Below are 21,040 nucleotides of genomic sequence, written 5' to 3'. Positions count from 1 at the left end.
AAGGGCCATTTGACGCAGAATTCAGTGAAAGGAATGGAGCGGGTAGACGGAATCGAACCGACATAGCCTGCTTGGAAGGCAGGGGCTTTACCATTAAGCTATACCCGCAAATGGTTTGCGCTGGTTAAGTCATGCGTTCGGGCACGTCAAGCCGGAAGTGGCAAATTTAGTGGTGCATTTTTTCGGAAACTGCGCCGCCCACTACCGGACGTTCAGTCCTGGTTACGGAATATTCTGGTCGACGAGAAAAACCGTTCCAGTTCTTCAATCCGCTCCTTGCTTTCTTCCCACCGTGCCTCCTGAACTTCTGCAATCAGCGTTTCTGAAATCAACTGCAAGGCAATCGTCGAATCCCAACTGGATGGTGCCTCAACCAGCGCGTGGAAGGAATAATTGGCGGTCTTTCCTATCGGTGACCCCCATTGATCCGTAAACAGCACAACGGTGACGCCGCGGCCCGAGGCAACCTGTGCCAGCTTCTCCAGATGCGCCTCGTAACGGCGGATGTCGAAGATCACCAGAACGGATGATTCATCCATATCCAAAAGGTATTGAGGCCAGACATTCGCCGAATTGCCCAGCATCGTCACATTGGGTCGGATGATCTGCATGTGATTGAACAGGTAATCCGCGTTTGACCGGGTGATGCGGCCACCAACGACATAAAGATGGCGCTCTGTCTCTGCCAGAAGATGCGCAACGGCATCGAACATCTCTTTGTCCAGACGTTCCAGCGTGTGGCGCATGTTGGTCCATACCGCTTGCGCAAAGCGCGTTGTTGGATGCTCAGCCTCATCATCCACAACCCAGGCGTCCCGCTTCGAGATCGGCTTTTTGATCTGCGCCGCCACTTCTTCGCGCAGAGCGTCCTGCAGGTCCGGGAACCCGTCGAAGCCAAGCTTGCGCGCCATCCGAATAACGGTCGGGGTCGAAACCTGCGCTGCAGCCGCCAGCTTGGTGATCGATTGCAAACCGGCCATCGGATAATCCTGCAACAGGACAGAGGCCAACTGACGCTCGGAGCGTGTCAGATCGTCCAGCTCATCCTGAATCCGCTGTTTGACAAGTTTGGCAACGGTGGCCATTGGCGCTCTCATTTCTTAAATTTGTTACAGAATATGTTTGTTTGTAATTTTGTCTACAGAAATTTTCTTGACAGGTGAGAAGTTGCTGTAACAAATGCTACCTATGCGTCACGAGACCGAGTCATCACTGCTACAGCCGACTGAAGCCCCGGCAGCCCGCGTGCTCAATGCGCACGGTCGCGCGCCTGCTGTGCTGATATGCGAACATGCAAGCCGGTTTATTCCTGCCGCGCTGGGTGGATTGGGGCTGGATGAGGTGGCTGCGTCTTCTCATGCGGCGTGGGACATCGGCGCGCTGGACCTTTCGGTGGAACTGATGGGCGCTTTGGATGCGCCGCTTGTCCACTCGCGCGTCAGTCGGTTGGTTTATGACTGCAACCGTCCGCCCGAACGCGAAGATGCCATGCCGCAGGTCAGCGAAGTGTTTTCCGTTCCCGGAAATATGAACCTGACGGACGCTGAACGTGCCCAGCGGGTTCGCGATGTCTATGAACCGTTCAAACAGCTGGTTTCATCCACGCTGGATTCGCGACGTGAACCGCCGGTTGTGTTTACGATCCACAGCTTCACGCCTGTCTACAAAGGAAAACCCAGATCGGTAGAGCTGGGAATTCTTCATGATGCAGACGACTGCGCCGCACAACTCATGCTGCGGCACTCGGAAGGCTCGGGGCTACGTGTGGCTTTGAATGAGCCCTACTCGGCCACAGATGGCGTCACACACACGTTGCGCGAACACGCGATCAGGCGTGGGCTTCCAAATGTCATGATCGAAGTCCGAAACGATCTGATCGACTCACCAAAAGGCGTGAATCGCATTGCGGGATTGCTGATGCCAATTCTGCAATCGGTCATCAAAGACATATCGCACGCAGAGGCGAAACCATGAGAACAGAGGTATCGAGATGAATTTCATGCGGGGATATGTGGCGGTCATTGACCGCGCGAACCGCTGGATCGGGCGCGTTGTCATGTACGGAATATTCGTCATGATGGGCATCCTGCTCTGGTCCTCGATCTCGAAAACGTTCTTTCTGCCATCGCTATGGACACTGGAGATGGCCCAGTTCGCAATGGTCGCCTACTACATTCTGGGCGGCCCTTATTCGATCCAGATGGGGTCCAACGTCCGCATGGACCTGCTGTACGGCGAATGGTCCGACCGCCGTCGGGCATGGACGGATGCGATCACCGTCTTTTTCCTGATAACCTATCTTGGTGTGATGATTTATGGCGGATACGACTCGCTGAGCTATTCGCTGCAATATGGTGAACGCAGCCCGACGGCGTGGCGTCCCTATCTGTGGCCGATCAAGGTCATAATGGTCGTGGGTCTGTTCCTGATGTTGCTTCAGGCAATCTCGGAACTGTTCAAAGATATTCTGCGCCTCCAGGGCGATGACATCCCGCGCGAGGTGATCTGATGTCCTACGAGTTGATCGCCATCCTGATGTTTTCGACCATGATGCTGATGCTAATGACCGGGCAGCGCGTTTTTGGCGCGATTGGTTTCGTCGCCGTGATGGCCGCCCTGTTCCTGTGGGGGGATCGCGGCGGCTATGACATTGGTTTTTCGGCAGCCATGAAGCTGATGAAATGGTACCCGCTGCTGACCCTGCCGATGTTCATCTTCATGGGCTACGTTTTGGCCGAATCCAAAATCGCAGACGATCTGTACAAGATGTTCCACGTCTGGATGGGCGGTCTGAACGGCGGTCTCGCGATTGGCACGATTGGCCTTATGGTGCTGATTTCGGCCATGAACGGGCTGAGTGTTGCGGGCATGGCCATTGGAGCGACCATTGCGCTGCCTGAGTTGCTTAAACGTGGGTACGACAAGAAGATGGTGACCGGGGTGATACAAGCCGGATCATCACTGGGCATCCTTGTGCCACCCTCCGTCGTGCTGGTTCTTTATGCAATGATCGCGCGCCAGCCGGTTGGGCAACTGTGGCTTGCCGGGCTGCTTCCCGGGCTGATGATGGCTGCAATGTTCATCCTGTATATCGTGATCCGCTGCCGCATTAACCCGGCCTTGGGGCCAGCTCTGTCAGCCGAAGAGCGCGACGTGCCCATGGCAGAGAAACTGCGCCTGTTGCGCGCGGGCCTTCTGCCTTTGGCTATATTCGCCGCGATGATGGTGCCTTTCGTCAACGGCTGGACCTCGCTGGTCGAAAGCTCAGCCATCGGCGCCTTGACGGCGTTCGCCGCGGCCATTTTCAAAGGCCGTATGACACGCGAAGTATTCGAGACCTCGGTCCGGTCAACGTTGGGCATCACCTGTATGTTCATGTGGATCATCCTCGCCGCGCTCGCGTTCGGAGCCGTATTCGACGGGCTGGGCGCGGTGCGCGCAATCGAGAACCTGTTTACCGAACGTCTGGGCCTGAACCCTTGGCTGATCCTGATCTTGATGCAGCTCAGCTTTATCCTGATGGGCACGTTTCTGGACGACACTGCCATGCTGGTGATCGTCGCGCCTTTGTACGTTCCCCTGGTCGGCGCAATGGGATTCGATCTGATCTGGTATGGGGTGCTCTATACGATCACGACCCAGATCGCCTATATGACACCGCCCTTCGGCTATAACCTGTTCCTGATGCGCGCGATGGCACCGCCAGAGATTTCGCTGCGCGACATCTACGGGTCAATCCTGCCTTTCGTGATGGTGATGACGCTGGCGCTGGCGATTATCATGACCTTCCCGCAGATCGCGCTCTGGCTGCCCGAATACGTTTACAACAAATGATCCCGGATCAAACCGGGGCTTCGCGGGCAATCCCCGCATAACTGAAACTGACCAACGGAGAGAGAGAATGACGAACAGACGTACATTTCTGAAAGGTGCCGCGGCGGCCCCCGCTGCTGCGCTGGCGACGCCTGCACTGGCGCAATCGACCATCAGATGGCGGATGCAGACCTATGCCGGCCCGGCGTTGGCCGAACACGTGATCGACCCCGCCATCAAGATGTTCAACACAATCGCCGGCGACCGGATGCAGATCGAGCTGTTCTATGCCGATCAGCTGGTTCCAACGGGTGAATTGTTCCGCGCCATGCAGCGCGGCACGATTGATGCCGTGCAGTCGGATGATGACTCGATGGCGTCACCCACCGAGGTCACTGTTTTCGGCGGCTATTTCCCATTCGCATCACGCTATTCTTTGGATGTGCCGGTTCTGTTCAACCAGTACGGCCTGAATGAAATCTGGGACGAGCAATATTCGGCAGTCGGTGTAAAACACATCTCGGCCGGTGCGTGGGACCCTTGCCACTTTGCCACCAAAGACCCGATCAACAGTCTCGCTGACCTGCAGGGCAAGCGTGTCTTCACCTTCCCGACTGCGGGCCGCTTCCTGTCTCAGTTCGGCGTTGTGCCGGTCACCCTGCCCTGGGAAGACATCGAAGTCGCGGTTCAAACTGGTGAGCTGGACGGCATCGCATGGTCCGGCATCACCGAAGACTACACTGTCGGCTGGGCGGATGTGACCAACTACTTCCTGACCAACAACATTTCGGGCGCATGGGCTGGATCGTTCTTCGCCAACATGGATCGCTGGAATGAGTTGCCCGAAGACCTGCAGACCTTGTTCCGCGTTTGCACCGATCAGTCGCACTATTATCGTCAGTGGTGGTACTGGGGCGGTGAAGCCAGCCTGCGCGTCAATGGCGACAAGATGAAGCTGACCTCGATTCCGGACGAAGAATGGGCGACGGTCGAGGCGGCCGCCGTTGCATTCTGGGATGAGATAGCAGCTGAGTCCGAGACCAAGGCGAAGGTTGTTGAAATCTTCAAACAGTATAACGCCGACATGCTGAAGGCTGGACGGCCCTACCGCTACGGCTAAGAATTGGCCAAGCGACCTGCCCCTTCCGTGGGGGCGGGTCAAACAGGACGAATGGCCGATGATGGATCTCGGCAAAGATAAAGGTGGCACATGCTCACGTTCGAACATCTGAAAACGCAGGTATCCGAGGGTTCGGTTGACACGGTTTTGGTCTGCATGGTGGACATGCAGGGCCGATTGATGGGCAAACGATTTCACGCGGGCCATTTCGTGGCAGGCGCATGGGAAGAGACCCATTGCTGCAACTACCTGCTGGCCACCGATCTGGAGATGGCGACACCCGATGGCTATGCCTCGACCAGTTGGGAGCGGGGTTATGGCGATTATGTCATGAAGCCGGACCTTAGCACTCTGCGCCCGGTGCCGTGGCTTGAGGGCACGGTGATGGTAATGTGTGATGTGCTGGATCATCACACCCATGAGGAAGTGCCGCACGCACCGCGTTCAATCCTGAAAAAGCAGGTCAACCGTTTGAAGGCCATGGGCTATGACGCCATGACGGCGACCGAGCTTGAGTTTTTCCTGTTCGAAAAGAGCTTTGATCAGATCCGCAAGGAAGGGTTCCGCGATCTGGCGCCGATATCGGGCTATAACGAAGACTATCACATCTTGCAGACCACCAAGGAAGAACATGTGATGCGTCCGATCCGCAACCATCTGTGGGATGCGGGTATTCCGGTTGAGAACACCAAAGGTGAGGCCGAGACTGGGCAGGAAGAGCTGAACATCAAATACGCGCCCGCCATGGATACAGCCGAGTACCACTCGATTGCCAAAAACGCGGTGAAAGAGATCGCGTGGCAGCATGGTCATGCGGCGACTTTCCTGCCGAAATGGCATCACGATAAGGTGGGCAGTTCATCCCACGTGCATCAGTCACTGTGGGCCGACGGCAAGCCCGCCTTTTACGATGACGCTGACGAACTGGGCATGTCGGCGCTGATGAAGAACTACATGGCCGGTCTGCTGAAATACGCCCCGGATTATACCTGTTTCATGGCACCTTACATCAACAGCTACAAACGCTTCATGAAAGGCACCTTCGCGCCGACGCGGATCATCTGGTCAGTGGACAACCGCACCGCTGGTTTCCGCCTGTGCGGAGACGGCACCAAGGCTGTGCGAGTCGAGTGCCGGATTCCGGGCTCAGATATGAACCCCTATCTGGCGATGGCTGGCATGCTGGCGGCAGGGATCGCGGGCATCGAAGAGGAGTTGGACTTGCAGCCACCCACCCAAGGGGACGTTTATCAGGGCGAGACTGGCATGATCCCTGGCAACCTTCGTGCGGCGCGGGATGCCCTGCATGGTTCGGTCATGTTGCGGGCGGCCATGGGCGATGACGTCGTCGACCACTATACCCGTGCTGCTGAGGTCGAAATCGAGGAGTTCGAGCGCGTGGTGACGGATTGGGAAATCGCCCGCGGGTTCGAGCGGGCGTGAGTTCGGGTCGTGCTGGGGGCTCTGCCCCCAGCCCCCGGGATATTTTTAGCCAGATGAAGCAGGGTTCCTGTTTCTTTCGGAAATGGAGTGAAAATGGGGCAGATATCGAAATGTGTCTCGCCGATCGACGGATCGGTTTTTGCCGAACGTGAAGTATTGTCGCGAGACGCCGCTTTCGGGGCCGCAGCCCGCGCTCGGGCTGCTCAGGCGGAATGGGCGACCCGTCCGTTGCAGGAGCGGATTGATCTTGTGATGGCTGGCGTGGCCGCCATTGGTGCCATGAACGATGAGATCGTGCCCGAACTGGCCCGTATGATGGGTCGCCCGGTGCGTTTTGGTGGTGAGTTCGGTGGGTTCAACGAACGCGCAAGCCACATGGCGAAGATTGCCGAGGCGTCCCTGGCAGATATCGCTGTGGGCGAGGATGAGACGTTCAAGCGTTATATCAAGCGCATCCCGCACGGGGTCGTCTTTGTGGTGGCGCCCTGGAACTACCCTTACATGACGGCGATCAACACGGTCGCACCGGCGCTTATCGCGGGCAACACGGTCGTCCTGAAACACGCCACCCAGACCTTGCTGGTGGGCGAGCGCATGGCAAGGGCGTTCCATTCGGCGGGTGTGCCCGAGGACGTGTTCCAGAACGTTTTTCTGAACCACGATGTTACGAACGACCTGATTGCGGGTAACGCGTTTGATTTTGTGAACTTCACCGGTTCGGTCGGCGGCGGCCAGGCGATGGAACGTGCCGCGGCGGGCACATTTACCGGCGTCGGCACCGAGCTGGGCGGCAAGGATCCCGGCTATGTCATGGACGACGCCGATCTGGATGCCGCAGTCGACACGCTGATTGACGGTGCGATGTTCAATTCGGGCCAGTGTTGTTGTGGTATTGAGCGGATCTATGTCCACGAAAGCCTCTATGATGACTTTGTCGCCAAGGCGGTGGACATCGTGAAGGGGTACAAACTGGGCAACCCGCTGGATGCCGAGACAACGATTGGCCCGATGGCCAATGTGCGTTTTGCCGATGAGGTGCGAGCACAGATCGCCGAGGCGGTTGCATCCGGCGCGGTCGCGCATATCGACACCTTCGCTGAAGACGATGGTGGCGCGTATCTGACACCGCAAATCCTGACCAATGTCACCCATGACATGCGCGTGATGCGGGACGAGAGCTTTGGGCCCGTGGTGGGCATCATGAAAGTGTCATCCGACGAAGAGGCCATCGCATTGATGAATGACAGTGAGTTTGGCCTGACCGCCAGCCTTTGGACCCGTGATGTGGATCGTGCGGCGCGGGTAGGTGACCGGATTGAAACGGGCACTGTGTTCATGAACCGCGCCGACTATCTGGACCCCGGCCTGTGCTGGACGGGCTGCAAGAATACAGGGCGCGGCGGCGGTCTGTCCGTGATCGGATATCACAACCTGACACGTCCCAAATCCTACCACCTCAAAAAGGTAACGGGCTAAGGACGACGGCCTGCTTCGGACCCACCCCCTCGCCGAAGCAGGCCTTATTTTGCAAAGGAAACCTGACATGACACTTGTTGGAAACTGGTCCTATCCGACCGCCATCAAATTCGGAGCCGGGCGCATCAGGGAATTACCCGAAGCCTGCGCCGCCGCCGGAATGAAGAAGCCATTGCTGGTCACGGACAAGGGGCTGGCCGATCTGCCCATCACCACCGCGACACTGGATATCATGGACGCCGCCGGCCTGGGCCGTGGGGTGTTCAGCGATGTGGACCCCAACCCGAACGAGAAAAACCTCGAGGCCGGAGTTGCGACCTACAACGCGGGTGGCCATGACGGGGTGATCGCCTTTGGCGGCGGCTCCGGGCTGGATCTGGGCAAGATGGTCGCATTCATGGCGGGTCAGACCCGCCCCGTTTGGGATTTTGAGGATATAGGCGACTGGTGGACCCGTGCCGATGCCGACGTTATCGCGCCAATCATTGCGGTTCCGACCACCGCAGGGACAGGGTCGGAAGTAGGCCGCGCAAGCGTCATCACCAATTCCGAGACCCATGCCAAGAAGATCATCTTTCATCCCAAGGTTCTGCCCACCGTTGTGATTTGCGACCCGGATCTGACCGTCGGAATGCCCAAGTTCATTACGGCAGGAACAGGCCTGGACGCCTTCGCGCATTGCGTCGAAGCCTTCTCGAGCCCGCATTATCACCCAATGAGCCAGGGCATCGCGCTGGAAGGTATGCGACTGGTGAAGGAGTACTTGCCACGCGCTTATGCTGACGGTACCGATATCGAAGCCCGCGCCCAGATGATGAGCGCCGCTGCCATGGGCGCAACGGCATTCCAGAAGGGCCTTGGCGCGATCCACGCGATGAGCCACCCAATTGGTGCGGTATTCAACACCCATCACGGCACCACAAACGCGGTCTGCATGCCCGCTGTTCTGGACTTCAACGCCCCGGCCATTGCAGACCGGTTCCAGCAAGCCGCGGCATATCTGGACATCGACGGTGGCTTCGATGGGTTCCGCGCCTTCGTGCAGGATTTCAACGACAGCCTTGGCATCCCCCGCACTCTGTCCGACCTGGGTGTGACCGAAGCCTCAATCGCAGAGCTTGTCGAAGGGGCGATCGTCGATCCTTCATGCGGCGGAAACCCGATTGAGTTGACGAAAGACAACCTGACGCAGCTGTTCAAGGCAGCTCTGTAAAACCAAGGGCCCGGCAGTGAGTTTCTGCCGGGCCCTACAAAACTGCGCAGCCTGTACCAGATCAGTGCCCGGTCAGCACCAGTGTGTTGACAGGCATCAGGATCAGACGCAAACGCAGACCGGCCGCATGCACTACTCCGATCGTGTCAACCACATGCAGGAAAGCCGCCTCCCAAAAGCCCAGATCCCCGTGCTCCAACCGCTCGTGGTTGTCTGTGTAGACATTGGCCAGACAATTGCTGCCCGGTGGAATGTCATCGGCCATACCTTTGTATAGCGGCTCCATATAAACCAGAATCGAGCCGGGATTGCTGTTGGTCTGCACGTCCCGCAATTCATCCGATGGACGGATCTGGCCGGAAGGAATGACATCCTGCACCTCGACCACCACAGTGGGGATCACGGTGAATGGCTTGGTCATGCAGCCCAATTCGCCAATCATGCCCGGCTTTATCACCTGAGCAGACAGCTGGCTGAAAGCGGCCTGAAAGCGGTCATGTCCGGTGTGCGATGGCACCAGAATACCAGCAGGTCGCAACAACGGGCTTACGTAGTCACCGACCTGCAGGCCGAACTGTTCGACCCGCCCCGTGACGCCCGCGATGATTACGGTTTTGTCCAATTCGGTCTGCGCAGCATCCAGTTGCGCAATGCCACTTGCCAGCTGAGCGGGGATCAGTTCTTCAATCTGCTGCTCAACCGCAGCACGTTTGGATTCCGCTGCAAGAACCTGGGCCTCTCGCTGGGCAACAAGGTTTTCCAGCCTCTCAATCTCGGCCAACCTTACCGCGCTTGAACCTTCGTCACGCAGGGTTGTGTTGCGCTCAAGATCCTCCAGAGACTGCGCAAGCGCTGCCTTGGCACCGGCAATTCCAGCTTCGGCCTCGGCTAAGTCGGTTTCCGCAACCTTAAGTGAGGCCTGCACCTGTGCAATCTGCGCATTTGCCGCCTGAACCTGTGCAGTCTGACTAAAATCCTCGATCCGGAAAATCGGTTGCCCAGCGGTTACCAGCTCGTTGTTCTTGACAAAAACCTCGGAAACACGGCCGCCCAATTGCGGCAGAATGGTCACTGTCCGGAAATAGGACGCCGCGGTTTTACTGGCTGGATGAAAATAAAACAGCGTGGTGATCACGGTCAGCGCCAGAATGGCACAGGTGGTCAACCCCCACCGCAGTTCGTACCACATGGTAAACAAGGTAATCTCGTGACCGATCCGCTTACCCTGAACGAACCGGCGGAACAGATAGTCGGGCAGCACCGTTATCAGGGCGCAGAGCATGGTCTCGATCATGTGGTTTGCTCCTGCGCATTGCTGGCTTCGGAATCCGGCGATGCCGGTACCGTTGTTTCAGGCACCGGTTCCGGAACAGGAGATTGACCAAGAGCACGAATGGCGTCGGCAATATTTCTAAGCGGGGTGGCAAAATCCGGAAACTGGAACCCTGCGACCAAAATAGCGGCAACCCAGAAAAGCCCATTATGTGTGAACAGTGCCAGCAGCGCCAGAATACCCACCAATTGGAATTGCGGGTGATTGTTTTCGTGGGCCATTTTTTCAGGAACTGAATGAAGTGTTAGGTATCCGACACCGATCAACACCACCAGAACGACGAAAAAAACGACCATGGCGGAGAAAAGGTAATCGCTTCCGTCAGCTGCGACAACATATCCGGGAATATGCCCTGTGGCCATTGGATGAAGGTCTGCTGCGGTCACCTTACCCTCCTGTTTATTTTGATACTTCTTTGACCGGGTTGAAGCACAATTTCAAGGCTGCTTATAGTCTGAAAACCCAAACGCGTGGCGAATGAGGAGCTTTAGGGTCAGCATGAAATTCAAGAAACCCATTGTATATCTGTCTCGAACGGATCGCTAATAATGATTGATTTCCTTATCATCGGCGGCGGAATCGCCGGGCTCAGTGCGGGTGCGCGCCTGTCGCAACATGGAACTGTGGTGGTTCTCGAAGCCGAAGACGCCCTGGGCTATCACGCATCGGGCCGGTCGGCGGCGTTGTTCGAACAAAGCTATGGGCCTCCCTCGGTCGTCGCCCTGAACAAAGCGGGGGCCGCCTTCTTGCGCACACAGAATGGCGGGTACCTGACCCCGCGGGGTTTGATGCTGGTCGGAGCGGTTGAACAACCCGACATTTTTGAAGCCGATCGCGCCGATCTGAACATGGTGAAGATAACGATGGATCTGGCCATATCGCGCGTTCCGATCCTGAACCCGGACAAAGTCGGGTTTGCAGCCATCAGCGAAGCGGCCTTTGACATCGATACAGATCGCCTGTTGCAGGATTTCGCCCGGACCATCCGGCAAAACGGAGGAACGGTTTCGACGAAAAGCAAAGTCACCGGCATTCGAAAAGAAAAGCATTGGGTGGTTGAGGCCAATGAGATCTTTGACGCCCGCACTCTGGTCAACGCAGCCGGTGCCTGGGTGGATGAGGTTGCACAGCTTGCAGGGCTGCCTGGTATCGGCATCACACCTCGCCGTCGGTCGATGGCGCGTCTGCCCGCCCCCGGAGGGCATGACGTTTCTGTCTGGCCCATGATGCTGGGCGCTGGCGAGACATGGTACGCCAAACCGGATGCGGGCAAGCTTCTGGTCTCACCATCCGAAGCCGATCCGGTTCCGCCGCAGGATGCCTATGCAGATGATATGGTGTTGGCAGAGGGACTGGCGCGGTATGAAGAGTTGATGACCGAGCCGGTCACAAGGGTTGAAACGAATTGGGCAGGTTTGCGCAGTTTTGCCCCTGACGGGACCTTGGTGCTTGGGCGCGACCCACTGGACCATTCGTTTGTCTGGAGTGGCGGTCAGGGCGGGTATGGTTTTCAAACCTCACCGGCGGCCTCGCAACTGTTGTGCGATCTTGTTGTTGGAAACACACCCGAGCTGGAACCTGACATAGTAGGCATGTTGACCCCTGACAGGTTGAAACGATGATCAAACGCAGCCTCCCCTCTTCTGCAAGCGTCGCCAATGCGTCTGAAGATGGCAAGCTGGTGGCCCCGGCAGCATCCCGAAACACGGACGCCCTGTGTGCATTGCTGCAAGAATGGGGCCCGTCCCAAGGCCAGGCATTGGAAATCGCAAGCGGGACAGGTCAGCATGTCAGTGCCTTCGCCGAAGTGCTGCCCGGGCTGACCTGGCAGCCTTCGGAAGTTGACCTTGAGCGGCGCGTGAGTATCGACGCCTATACCCGCAACTCGCCCAATGTTGCACAGGTCGTAGAACTGGATGCAGCGATATCAGGCTGGCACAGGCGGATTTACGGCAAGGATCTGATCGTTCTGATCAACTTGATTCACTTGATCAGTTGGCAGGAAACCAGAACCATCGTTTCAGAAGTCGCCCAATCGCTGTCACCAAAGGGGCGGTTCATCTTGTACGGCCCATTCAAACGCTCGGGCCAACTCACCAGTGACGGGGATGTCCGCTTTCATGCGGCTTTGTTTCAACAAGACCCCGAAATCGGCTACAAAAACGACGGGGGCATTCTGAATTTGTTCAAAAACGTCGGTCTGCACATGCTGGCTACGGTCGAGATGCCTGCCAACAACCTTGCATTCATTGCCGAGCGCCCTGTCGTCTGATCGAGATCAAAGTCAAACAGCTGTACCCCACTTCATATTCCGGTTGCGAAATATGAAGAAGGGCACTCAGAAATGGCATGGCAAGAAAAACTCTCGGCAACACGAAAGAGTTTGCGAAACCTGAACGGTTCTATCCCCGACACGACGCGCGCATTCGGAGCGCTTGGCAAAGCCGTCAAAGAGGGCGGTACACTCGACTACAAAACCAAGGAACTCATTGCGTTAGGCATGTCGGTCAGCCTGCGCTGCGAACCCTGTATCACCCTGCATACCGAAGCTTTGATCAAGGCAGGTGCGACACGAGAGGAAGTGTCCGACGTGTTGGCCATGGCTATCCAGATGGGTGGCGGCCCAGCCATGATGTACGCGGCCAAGGCGCTGGAATGCTTCGACGAACTCTCAACATGACAAAAAGAAAAGGCCCCGGAGGTTTCCAGGGCCTTTCTTCGATCAACCGTCCTTGCGGATGGTTTCGTTTTTAGGATCGTAAGGGCTGTCGCAGGTTACAACCGCATCCCAAAGCTTGTCCTGCATTTTGACCTTCAGCTTTGTGCCTTCGACTGCCAGCTCGGGCTTTACATAACCCATGCCGATGGACTTCTCGAATGCCACGGAATAACCGCCCGAGGTCAATCGACCCACACGCTCGCCTTCCGGTGTGTACAGTGCCTCGCGGCCCCATGGGTCGGCATCCTCCGGGCCGTCGATCAGCAGGGTACAGCACTTCACGCGCACGCCGGTCTCTTCCAGCTTGGCCTTGCCGTAGAAGTCTTTCGACAAATCGACAAAGCGCGGCAGGTCGGCTTCCAGCGGGGTCGCATCGCGGCCCAGTTCGGTGCCGAAGGCGCGATAGGATTTCTCCTGCCGCAGCCAGTTCTGGGCGCGCGCACCGACCAGCTTCATACCGTGCTTTTCACCGGCTTTTTCCAGCAGGTCGAACAAGTAGTTCTGCATCTCGATCGGGTGATGCAGTTCCCAGCCCAGCTCACCAGTATAGGCCACGCGGATCGCGTTGACCGGGCACATGCCCAGTTCGATCTGACGGGCCGACAGCCACGGGAAACGCTTGTTGGACAGCGCGGTTTCCGGATCGGCGTCTTTAATGACCTCTTTCAGAACGTCGCGCGACTTGGGTCCGGCGATGGCGAAGACGCCCCATTGCGTGGTCACGTCCTGGATTTCGATGTAACCGAACGCCTCCATCTTGTCCTCGGCCGCCTTGCGGAGGTAGTCGGCGTCATACTCGGTCCAGGCACCGGCAGAGACGATGTAGTAGTTGTTCTCGCCATTGCGGACGATGGTGTATTCGGTGCGGGTGGTACCGTGCGACGTCAGCGCGTAGGTCAGGTTGATCCGACCGACCTTCGGCAACTTGTTGCAGGTGAACCAATCCAGGAACTGGGTCGCACCGGGGCCTTTGACGACATGTTTGGTGAAGGCCGACGCGTCGATCAGGCCGACACCTTCGCGGATCGCTTTGGCTTCTTCGACAGCGTACTGCCACCAGCCTCCACGGCGGAACGAGCGGCTTTCCTTGTCGAAATTGTCAGCTGCATCGACGGGGCCGAAATAGTTCGGACGTTCCCAGCCGTTGACCCATCCAAACTGAGCGCCGCGCGCTTTCTGACGGTCGTAGGCCGGAACTGTTCGCAGCGGACGGCAGGCTTCACGTTCTTCGTCCGGATGGTGCAGGATATAGACGTGCTCATAGCACTCTTCGTTCTTGCGGGCCGCGAACTCGGTGGTCATCCAGTTGCTGCTGTAGCGTTTGGGGTCCAGCGAGGCCATGTCGATCTCGGCTTCGCCATCGACCATCAATTGCGCCAGATAATAGCCGGTGCCCCCGGCGGCGGTGATACCGAAGCTGAAACCTTCTGCCAACCACATATTGCGCAGACCCGGTGCAGGACCAACCAGCGGGTTGCCGTCAGGCGTATAGCAGATCGGGCCGTTGAAATCGTCCTTCAGGCCGGATTCGGCGCAGGACGGCACACGCTCGGCCATGGCCATGTACTGATCCGCAATCCGATCCAGATCCAGCGGGAACAGGTCTGCGCGGAAGCTGTCCGGCACACCGTGTTCAAACCGCGCAGGGGCGCCGTGTTCATAGATACCCAGAATCCAGCCACCGCGCTCTTCACGCGCATAGGATTCGTTGTCCGCATCGCGCACAACGGGGTGTTCGGGGTTGCCCGCTTCACGCCATTTGACCAATTCCGGGTCTTTGTCCATGACGATGAACGTATGCTCGACCGGGATCGCCGACATCTTGATGCCCAGCATCTTAGCGGTGCGCTGTGCGTGGTTGCCCGATGCAGTGACGACGTGCTCGGCAGTAATCACGACCTTCTCATCGCTCTCGACAAGATTGCCGCCTTTTTCCACCATCTTGGTGCAGGTGACTTCCCAATGGGTGCCATTCCAATGGAAGGCATCCGCCTGCATCTTGCGCACGATCTCGACACCACGCTGACGGGCACCCTTGGCCATCGCCTGAGTCACGTCAGCCGGGTTAATGTAGCCGTCCTCGGTGTGATAGATCGCACCCTTCAGATCCGATGTCTCGATCAGGGGCCAACGCTCCTTGATCTGGTCGGGGGTCAGCCATTCGTACGCGACATCGCAGGTCTCCGCTGTCGAGGCGTAGAGCATATACTCATCCATGCGCTCTTGCGTCTGTGCCATGCGCAGGTTGCCGACAACGGCAAAACCCGCATTCAGCCCGGTTTCTTCTTCCAGCGTCTTGTAGAAGTCGACCGAGTACTTGTGGATGTGAGTTGTCGCATAGGACATGTTAAACAGTGGCAGCAGGCCAGCCGCGTGCCAGGTGGACCCGGACGTCAACTCGTCCCGTTCGATCAACATCACATCATCCCAGCCCGCTTTGGCCAGATGATAGGCAATCGAGGTCCCAACGGCGCCGCCGCCAACGACCAATGCTTTGACTTGGGTTTTCATAACCGGGCGTCTCCCCTTGAAATCAGTTGACACCATATGGCGCACTTGAGAGGGATCGCGCGACATTCATCCGACCAGTGATACGAAAAAAACGACCCGAACATCGAAAGCGGATCGAAGATCAGGCATGAAACCCCTGATCTCAACCGCTGGAGCGACAGCGCTTGCTTGTCCCGATCGTGGTGCAGACGAGCTTCCGAGTGTCCTCTGACGGCGTCTTAGCCGCAGGTTCCTCTGGCTGTACAGGTTGAGCTTCTGCTTCGAACCAACTGTCCGAGATTCCGACACGCGAGGATACCGATGCAAGATAACCTTTGATACCCAGCCCAGTCTCGGATGCCTTGGCTTGCTGAGAATAATCCAGCCCAGCAACGACCACCCCACAGACTGCTGCAAACCCTGCCAGATATTTTGCACTCACGTCGACCACCTGTTCTCAATCAAGTCTGTGAAACCAAAACATGTGGACGATTTGAAGGCGCAATGCGGGCCAGAACGCGAAAATCATTACGATTGGTCGGACAAAACCTTGCCGGGATTCATGATATTTTCGGGGTCCAGAGCGGCCTTGATCGCCGCCATATACTGCGTGGCAGCACCCAGTTCCTTGATGAGGTAAGGCATTTTGCCCTGACCGATGCCGTGTTCACCTGTACAGGTGCCTTCCATTGAAATTGCCAGATCATTCAACCAGCCGACAAACTCTTCGGCTTTGACAACTTCTTCGGTATTTTCCATGTCGATCAGTAGAAGCGAGTGGAAGTTCCCATCCCCCACATGCCCGACCATTGGCGCGAGCAAACCAAGATCGGATGCCTTCTGTTGGGTGCTGGTCACACATTCCGCCAGACGCGAGATCGGCACGCAGACATCTGTGGAAATGCCACGCGCGCCGGGGCGCAGTTGCAGGCACGCCCAATACATATCATGCCGGGCCTGCCAAAGCTTGTTCCGCTCTTCGGTGGTCGAGGTCGCAGCAAAGTCAGTGCCGCCGAACTCCTCGACGATCTGACCAAAGGTTTCAGCCTGTTCCGCTGCACCGCTTTCAGAGCCATGGAATTCAAGCAGCAACAACGGCGTTTCCGGCAGGCATAGCCCGGAATAGGCGTTTGCCGCCTGAACCGACATTTCATCCAGCAACTCTATTCGGGCGACCGGAATGCCATACTGAATGGTCATCATCACAGCACGACACGCTGCATCGACCGATGGAAAAGAACACCTGGCCGAGCTGATCGCTTCGGGGATGCCCTGCAACCGCAGAGTCAACTCGGTGATGATCCCCAACGTACCTTCCGCCCCAATCAAAAGACGTGCCAGATCATACCCGGCCGATGACTTCTTGGCCCTGTGACCGGTACGGATGATCTGGCCGTCCGGCATGACCGCCTCAAGGCTGAGAATGTTGTCCCTCATCGTTCCATACCGCACCGCATTGGTGCCCGAAGCGCGGGTCGCGGCCATACCGCCCAGCGAGGCATTCGCCCCCGGGTCAATCGGAAAGAACAGACCCTGGTCCCGCAAATGGGTGTTCAGCGCCTCACGCGTGACGCCTGGCTGCACGACGCAATCCAGATCTTCGGCGTGGACCGCCAGCACCTTGTCCATCTGCATCAGATCGACCGAGACTCCCCCCGCTGGCGCATTCACATGCCCTTCCAGCGACGTTCCAGTGCCGAAGGGGATCACCGGTACCCTGTGCGCGGCACAGGTTTTGACGATTTCCGAAACCTCCTGCGTTGTATGCGGGAAAACCACAGCATCCGGGCTCTGGTTTTCGATCCAGGTCGTGGTGTGCCCGTGCTGTTCCCGGATTGCGGCACCAGTTTGCAACCTGTCGCCAAAGCGTTGTTTCAGAACACCTATGACGGTTTCGATACCTGTTTCATTCCGAGGCAAAGCGGTCGCCTGCACCATCGTCATCCTCCCTTGCCCCAACACATCGCGGGCCTTTCAGTCTATGACTAATTGGCCCACTAAGTGCGGGCAATCCCCACAAATACCGAGGGCCTATTCGCCCAGCGCAATACCTTCGCGGCGCGGGTCGGCACCACCGCTCAGCCCGCCGCCAATTTCGATGGCGTGAAGGCCAGATGTCAGGTCACGCGGATTTACCTCGAATCCAAGCTCGGTCAGCCCGTCAGAAAAGCCTTCTGCAGAGGTCCCGGCCTCGACGTCGTAAGTCCCGAAACGATTGACCAGATGCGGCAGTGACACGGCTTGTTGCACATCCATTCCCCAGTCGGCCCAGGCGATGATCGACTTGGCCACATAGCCGATGATCCGACTGCCACCCGGAGAACCAATAGCCAAAACCGGCGCGCCATCCTGCATCACGATGGTCGGGCTCATGGACGAACGCGGACGTTTTCCGGGCTCCAGTCGGTTGGCAATCGGCACGCCGTTACTGTGGGTCTTGAACGAAAAATCCGTCAGTTCGTTGTTCAGAAGGAACCCGTTTGTCATCAGGCGTGAACCAAAGCCGTTCTCGATGGTCGTGGTCATCGACAGCACATTGCCATAGCCGTCCACGATCGAGATATGCGAGGTCGAGGGCAATTCCAGCGATACATCATCCGCCCAGTTTAGCGCGTGATCGAATTCTGGTTGCCCCGGTCCGACCTCTGCCAAAGCGCCTTCGGAGTCCAGCAATTCAGCACGTTGCGACAGGTACGCCGGATCGACCAGCCCGCTGGTCGGCATGGGTACGAAATCGCTGTCGGCCATGTAGCGGCCCCGGTCCGCAAAGGCGAGACGCGAAGCGTCTCCGATCAGCCGCCACGCCTCGGCGCTTTCCGAGCCCATGGCCGCCAGATCATAGCTGTTCAGCATCCCCAGAATTTGCCCCACGGTCAACGCACCCGACGACGGCGGGCCCATGCCGCAGACTTCATAGGCACGGTATTCTGCGCAAACCGGCTCGCGTTCGATCACCTGATACAGCGCAAGATCCGCGCCGGACAGAACACCGGGATTGCCGGGAGCGTTGCGAACCGTGCGCACGATATCTGCTGCAATCTCACCACCGTAGAATCCAGCCGCCCCGTCACTGGCCAACACACGCAGTGTTTCGGCATAAGCCGGGTTCATCAGGCGCTGCCCCTGCTGCAACGGTTCGCCTCCCGACAGGAAGTATTCAGCGGTTTCCGGGAAGTGCGACAGGCGCTCGGCATCGTTTTCGACAAGGCTGGCCAGACGTGGGGACACCAGGAACCCTTCGTCCGCCAACCGGATTCCATCGGCAAACAATCCCGGCCACGCAGAACGACCCCAGCGGCGATGCGCCTCTTCCAGCAAAGCAGGTGTGCCCGGAGTACCCACGGACAGCCCACCAACAACTGCGTCGAAGAACTTCAGCGGCTCTCCGCTTTCGTCTTGAAACAGGGTCGGTGTGGCCGCAAGCGGTGCGGTTTCACGTCCGTCTAGGGTTGTCATCTGCCCGGTCGCTGCGTCGTACCAGACCAGAAACGCACCACCGCCCAAGCCCGAGGATTGAGGCTCGACCAGGCCCAACACGACCTGCACCGCTACCATTGCGTCTGCGGCGGATCCACCTGCGCGCAATACTCTGGCTCCGGCTTCCACGGCCAGCGGGTTGGCTGCGGCAATCATCCAGGTCTCAGACGTGACCGGAATACCATCTAGCTTGGCCTCGAGCGCGGCGATGACCTCTTCTGTCACGGCCTGCACCTGCCCTTCCGTGGCCGTTTCCGGCGCAACGGCATCGGCCGCTTCCTGAGCGAACCCCTGGGTTGCACAACACAATGCAGAAAGCAGTAGAACTGAAACACGTCTCATCTGATCAAATCCTCCAATACATCCTTAATTATCAAAACTGTACGCCGAACACACTCTGAACAAGGATAAGCTGCACGGGCATGAACACACGGCAGACTTCCGTCACATGAGTTAAGCCTTTAAGCCGTCTGCCAATCGACCCTGGTCAAAGCGGGTCATTCCACAGAAATCAGGCAACCACGCTTCACGCCGGGTGACCCAGCTTTCATAAGTTGGCGTCAACTGGTCTGGCGCATCAAGGCACCCAAGATGCACTTCCACTTCAGCTCCGCTGCGCGCAAAGACCGGAGAGCCGCAGCCAGGGCAAAAGAACCTGTCAACATAGCCGCGCGCTTCGCCGGAAACCTCAATTCTGTCATCCGGGAAAACGGCCGCCGCATAGAACAAAGCGCCATGATGCTTGCGACAATCCAGACAGTGACAAATCCCCACCCTGAGAGGACGACCTGAAGCTTTGATGCGCAGATTTCCACATCGGCATCCTCCTTCATAAACGTCCATTCCTGCTCCTTTCCGGAGTGCTACAGCATCGCCGGCACAACCTGATCCGGCGGGCGGTGGCCGTCTTCGAAAGTCTTGATGTTGATAATGACCTTCTCGCCCATCTCCACCCGGCCCTCCAGCGTTGCCGATCCCATATGAGGCAACAGAACCACATTGGGCAACTGCCGCAGGCGCGGGTTCACGTCAGTGCCCTGTTCGTAGACATCCAGCCCCGCCCCCGCAATTTCACCTGCACGGATCATCCGGGTCAGGGCATTTTCATCCACGACTTCGCCACGTGACGTGTTTACGATCACCGCCGAGGGTTTCATCAGTTTCAGACGACGTGCGTTCATCAGATGGAAAGTCGACGGCGTTGAGGGGCAATTGACCGAGATCACGTCCATCCGCGCGACCATCTGATCCAGGCTTTCCCAATAGGTTGCCTCCAGTTCCTGCTCAGTCTCTGGGCGCAGCCTGCGACGGTTGTGATAGTGGACCTGCATTCCAAACGCGTTTGCACGCCGCGCTACTGCCTGCCCGATCCGTCCCATGCCCAGAATACCCAGACGACGACCTCCGATACGACCTCCCAGAAAAGCGGTGGGTGCCCAGCCGGACCAATCTCCTTGCTGCATCACACTCAGACCTTCGGGAATGCGTCTGGTAACTGCCAGGATCAGGGCCATCGTCATGTCGGCGGTGTCATCAGTCAGCACACCCGGCGTGTTCGACACCAGAATACCGCGCTGACGCGCTGTGGACACATCAATATTGTCGACACCAGCCCCGTAATTGGCAATGAGCTTCAGCTTTTCGCCCGCCTGCCCCAGTAGACCGCTATCAATCGCATCAGTTACCGTAGGCACCAGCACATCGGCGTCTTGCACTGCGGCCACCAGTTCCTCGCGCGTCATCGGAGTGTCATCGTCGCGCAAGCGCACGTCAAATAACTCGCTCAAACGTGTTTCGACCGCTTCGGGCAACCGTCGCGTAACGACAACACTCAAACGTTCTCTTGGCACCTCGGCCCTCCCACTGCTTTGCAAACGGACGCGCGCCATGGCATCGTGGCGCAGGAAAAGGCGGGGCACAAGAACCCCTTTGGCATTGAGTCGACCTTTTTTCGGA

19 protein-coding genes and 1 tRNA gene are annotated in these 21,040 nt (G+C 57.8%); 10 read left to right on the top strand and 10 right to left on the bottom strand.

Features of this window, described 5'->3' with window-relative positions:
* Positions 1 to 34: 34 nt before the first annotated feature.
* Positions 35 to 108: transfer RNA gene (locus tag AC2FFA_RS06650), tRNA-Gly, on the bottom strand.
* Positions 109 to 212: 104 nt separating this feature from the next.
* On the bottom strand, positions 213 to 1,085 hold the full coding sequence (locus AC2FFA_RS06645) for a MurR/RpiR family transcriptional regulator (protein WP_117868212.1): 873 nt from the start codon (positions 1,083 to 1,085) through the stop codon (positions 213 to 215).
* Between the two features lie 103 nt (positions 1,086 to 1,188).
* Between AC2FFA_RS06645 and AC2FFA_RS06640 the strand changes: the two genes are divergently transcribed.
* From AC2FFA_RS06640 to AC2FFA_RS06610, 7 genes are all read left to right on the top strand, one after another.
* Positions 1,189 to 1,974, top strand: a complete 786-nt coding sequence (locus AC2FFA_RS06640; RefSeq protein ID WP_496761344.1) for an N-formylglutamate amidohydrolase — start codon at positions 1,189 to 1,191, stop codon at positions 1,972 to 1,974.
* 16 nt (positions 1,975 to 1,990) lie between these two features.
* Positions 1,991 to 2,509: a TRAP transporter small permease subunit gene (locus AC2FFA_RS06635; RefSeq protein ID WP_496681551.1), complete on the top strand. Its 519-nt coding sequence runs from the start codon at positions 1,991 to 1,993 to the stop codon at positions 2,507 to 2,509.
* On the top strand, positions 2,509 to 3,834 hold the full coding sequence (locus tag AC2FFA_RS06630) for a TRAP transporter large permease (RefSeq protein WP_299895087.1): 1,326 nt from the start codon (positions 2,509 to 2,511) through the stop codon (positions 3,832 to 3,834). The genes AC2FFA_RS06635 and AC2FFA_RS06630 overlap by 1 nt, the downstream gene beginning before the upstream one ends.
* 67 nt (positions 3,835 to 3,901) lie before the next feature.
* Positions 3,902 to 4,933, top strand: coding sequence for a TRAP transporter substrate-binding protein (locus tag AC2FFA_RS06625; RefSeq protein ID WP_496850674.1), 1,032 nt, complete (start codon positions 3,902 to 3,904; stop codon positions 4,931 to 4,933).
* A gap of 90 nt (positions 4,934 to 5,023) precedes the next feature.
* Complete coding sequence (locus AC2FFA_RS06620) at positions 5,024 to 6,376, top strand: glutamine synthetase family protein (protein WP_299895093.1); 1,353 nt, start codon at positions 5,024 to 5,026, stop codon at positions 6,374 to 6,376.
* 93 nt (positions 6,377 to 6,469) lie between these two features.
* Entirely contained in the window at positions 6,470 to 7,852 is a 1,383-nt protein-coding gene (locus AC2FFA_RS06615) for an aldehyde dehydrogenase family protein (RefSeq protein WP_496850673.1), read from the top strand.
* A 67-nt stretch (positions 7,853 to 7,919) separates the two neighbouring features.
* Positions 7,920 to 9,065, top strand: coding sequence for an iron-containing alcohol dehydrogenase (locus tag AC2FFA_RS06610; protein WP_496850671.1), 1,146 nt, complete (start codon positions 7,920 to 7,922; stop codon positions 9,063 to 9,065).
* Between the two features lie 61 nt (positions 9,066 to 9,126).
* Here the strand turns inward: AC2FFA_RS06610 and AC2FFA_RS06605 are convergent, their stop codons facing one another.
* Positions 9,127 to 10,359 carry an HlyD family secretion protein gene (locus tag AC2FFA_RS06605; protein ID WP_496850669.1) on the bottom strand — a complete coding sequence of 411 codons (1,233 nt, stop codon included), beginning with the start codon at positions 10,357 to 10,359 and terminating at the stop codon, positions 9,127 to 9,129.
* Positions 10,356 to 10,784 (bottom strand): hypothetical protein, encoded by a 429-nt coding sequence (locus AC2FFA_RS06600; RefSeq protein ID WP_496850667.1) that lies wholly within the window; start codon positions 10,782 to 10,784, stop codon positions 10,356 to 10,358. Before AC2FFA_RS06600 ends, AC2FFA_RS06605 begins: the two co-directional genes overlap by 4 nt.
* Positions 10,785 to 10,946: 162 nt before the next feature.
* Between AC2FFA_RS06600 and AC2FFA_RS06595 the strand changes: the two genes are divergently transcribed.
* From AC2FFA_RS06595 to AC2FFA_RS06585, 3 genes are all read left to right on the top strand, one after another.
* The gene (locus AC2FFA_RS06595; RefSeq protein WP_496850665.1) at positions 10,947 to 12,020 is read left to right on the top strand and encodes an NAD(P)/FAD-dependent oxidoreductase; all 1,074 of its coding nucleotides are present in this window, start codon (positions 10,947 to 10,949) and stop codon (positions 12,018 to 12,020) included.
* Positions 12,017 to 12,670 (top strand): DUF938 domain-containing protein, encoded by a 654-nt coding sequence (locus AC2FFA_RS06590; RefSeq protein ID WP_496850663.1) that lies wholly within the window; start codon positions 12,017 to 12,019, stop codon positions 12,668 to 12,670. The genes AC2FFA_RS06595 and AC2FFA_RS06590 overlap by 4 nt, the downstream gene beginning before the upstream one ends.
* 72 nt (positions 12,671 to 12,742) lie before the next feature.
* A complete protein-coding gene (locus tag AC2FFA_RS06585; protein WP_496719164.1) occupies positions 12,743 to 13,078 on the top strand; it encodes a carboxymuconolactone decarboxylase family protein in 336 nt (111 codons plus the stop codon).
* Positions 13,079 to 13,120: 42 nt separating this feature from the next.
* Here AC2FFA_RS06585 and AC2FFA_RS06580 read toward each other — a convergent pair whose 3' ends face one another.
* The 6 genes from AC2FFA_RS06580 to AC2FFA_RS06555 all read right to left on the bottom strand — a co-directional run bounded on the left by AC2FFA_RS06580 (position 13,121) and on the right by AC2FFA_RS06555 (position 20,934).
* Positions 13,121 to 15,628, bottom strand: coding sequence for a GcvT family protein (locus AC2FFA_RS06580; protein ID WP_496850661.1), 2,508 nt, complete (start codon positions 15,626 to 15,628; stop codon positions 13,121 to 13,123).
* Between the two features lie 142 nt (positions 15,629 to 15,770).
* The gene (locus AC2FFA_RS06575; protein ID WP_117868198.1) at positions 15,771 to 16,049 is read right to left on the bottom strand and encodes a hypothetical protein; all 279 of its coding nucleotides are present in this window, start codon (positions 16,047 to 16,049) and stop codon (positions 15,771 to 15,773) included.
* 86 nt (positions 16,050 to 16,135) lie between these two features.
* Positions 16,136 to 17,545 (bottom strand): FAD-binding oxidoreductase, encoded by a 1,410-nt coding sequence (locus AC2FFA_RS06570; protein ID WP_496850659.1) that lies wholly within the window; start codon positions 17,543 to 17,545, stop codon positions 16,136 to 16,138.
* Between the two features lie 93 nt (positions 17,546 to 17,638).
* The gene (ggt, locus tag AC2FFA_RS06565; RefSeq protein WP_496850658.1) at positions 17,639 to 19,426 is read right to left on the bottom strand and encodes a gamma-glutamyltransferase; all 1,788 of its coding nucleotides are present in this window, start codon (positions 19,424 to 19,426) and stop codon (positions 17,639 to 17,641) included.
* A 111-nt stretch (positions 19,427 to 19,537) separates the two neighbouring features.
* On the bottom strand, positions 19,538 to 19,927 hold the full coding sequence (locus AC2FFA_RS06560; protein ID WP_117868195.1) for a GFA family protein: 390 nt from the start codon (positions 19,925 to 19,927) through the stop codon (positions 19,538 to 19,540).
* 20 nt (positions 19,928 to 19,947) lie between these two features.
* Positions 19,948 to 20,934, bottom strand: coding sequence for a 2-hydroxyacid dehydrogenase (locus tag AC2FFA_RS06555; protein WP_117872586.1), 987 nt, complete (start codon positions 20,932 to 20,934; stop codon positions 19,948 to 19,950).
* Positions 20,935 to 21,040 lie beyond the last annotated feature (106 nt).

It is taken from the genome of Ruegeria sp. YTSB088 (assembly GCF_059609825.1).
This window is presented reverse-complemented; position numbering and strand designations above follow the sequence as displayed.

Coding starts and splice junctions, on each gene's coding strand:
- AC2FFA_RS06615 (WP_496850673.1), top strand. CDS start 6,470: ATGGGGCAGATATCGAAATGTGTCTCGCCGATCGACGGATCGGTTTTT.
- AC2FFA_RS06645 (WP_117868212.1), bottom strand. CDS start 1,085: ATGGCCACCGTTGCCAAACTTGTCAAACAGCGGATTCAGGATGAGCTG.
- AC2FFA_RS06630 (WP_299895087.1), top strand. CDS start 2,509: ATGTCCTACGAGTTGATCGCCATCCTGATGTTTTCGACCATGATGCTG.
- AC2FFA_RS06590 (WP_496850663.1), top strand. CDS start 12,017: ATGATCAAACGCAGCCTCCCCTCTTCTGCAAGCGTCGCCAATGCGTCT.
- AC2FFA_RS06625 (WP_496850674.1), top strand. CDS start 3,902: ATGACGAACAGACGTACATTTCTGAAAGGTGCCGCGGCGGCCCCCGCT.
- AC2FFA_RS06595 (WP_496850665.1), top strand. CDS start 10,947: ATGATTGATTTCCTTATCATCGGCGGCGGAATCGCCGGGCTCAGTGCG.
- AC2FFA_RS06620 (WP_299895093.1), top strand. CDS start 5,024: ATGCTCACGTTCGAACATCTGAAAACGCAGGTATCCGAGGGTTCGGTT.
- AC2FFA_RS06610 (WP_496850671.1), top strand. CDS start 7,920: ATGACACTTGTTGGAAACTGGTCCTATCCGACCGCCATCAAATTCGGA.
- AC2FFA_RS06635 (WP_496681551.1), top strand. CDS start 1,991: ATGAATTTCATGCGGGGATATGTGGCGGTCATTGACCGCGCGAACCGC.
- AC2FFA_RS06605 (WP_496850669.1), bottom strand. CDS start 10,359: ATGATCGAGACCATGCTCTGCGCCCTGATAACGGTGCTGCCCGACTAT.
- AC2FFA_RS06580 (WP_496850661.1), bottom strand. CDS start 15,628: ATGAAAACCCAAGTCAAAGCATTGGTCGTTGGCGGCGGCGCCGTTGGG.
- AC2FFA_RS06560 (WP_117868195.1), bottom strand. CDS start 19,927: ATGGACGTTTATGAAGGAGGATGCCGATGTGGAAATCTGCGCATCAAA.
- ggt (WP_496850658.1), bottom strand. CDS start 19,426: ATGAGACGTGTTTCAGTTCTACTGCTTTCTGCATTGTGTTGTGCAACC.
- AC2FFA_RS06585 (WP_496719164.1), top strand. CDS start 12,743: ATGGCATGGCAAGAAAAACTCTCGGCAACACGAAAGAGTTTGCGAAAC.
- AC2FFA_RS06640 (WP_496761344.1), top strand. CDS start 1,189: ATGCGTCACGAGACCGAGTCATCACTGCTACAGCCGACTGAAGCCCCG.
- AC2FFA_RS06570 (WP_496850659.1), bottom strand. CDS start 17,545: ATGGTGCAGGCGACCGCTTTGCCTCGGAATGAAACAGGTATCGAAACC.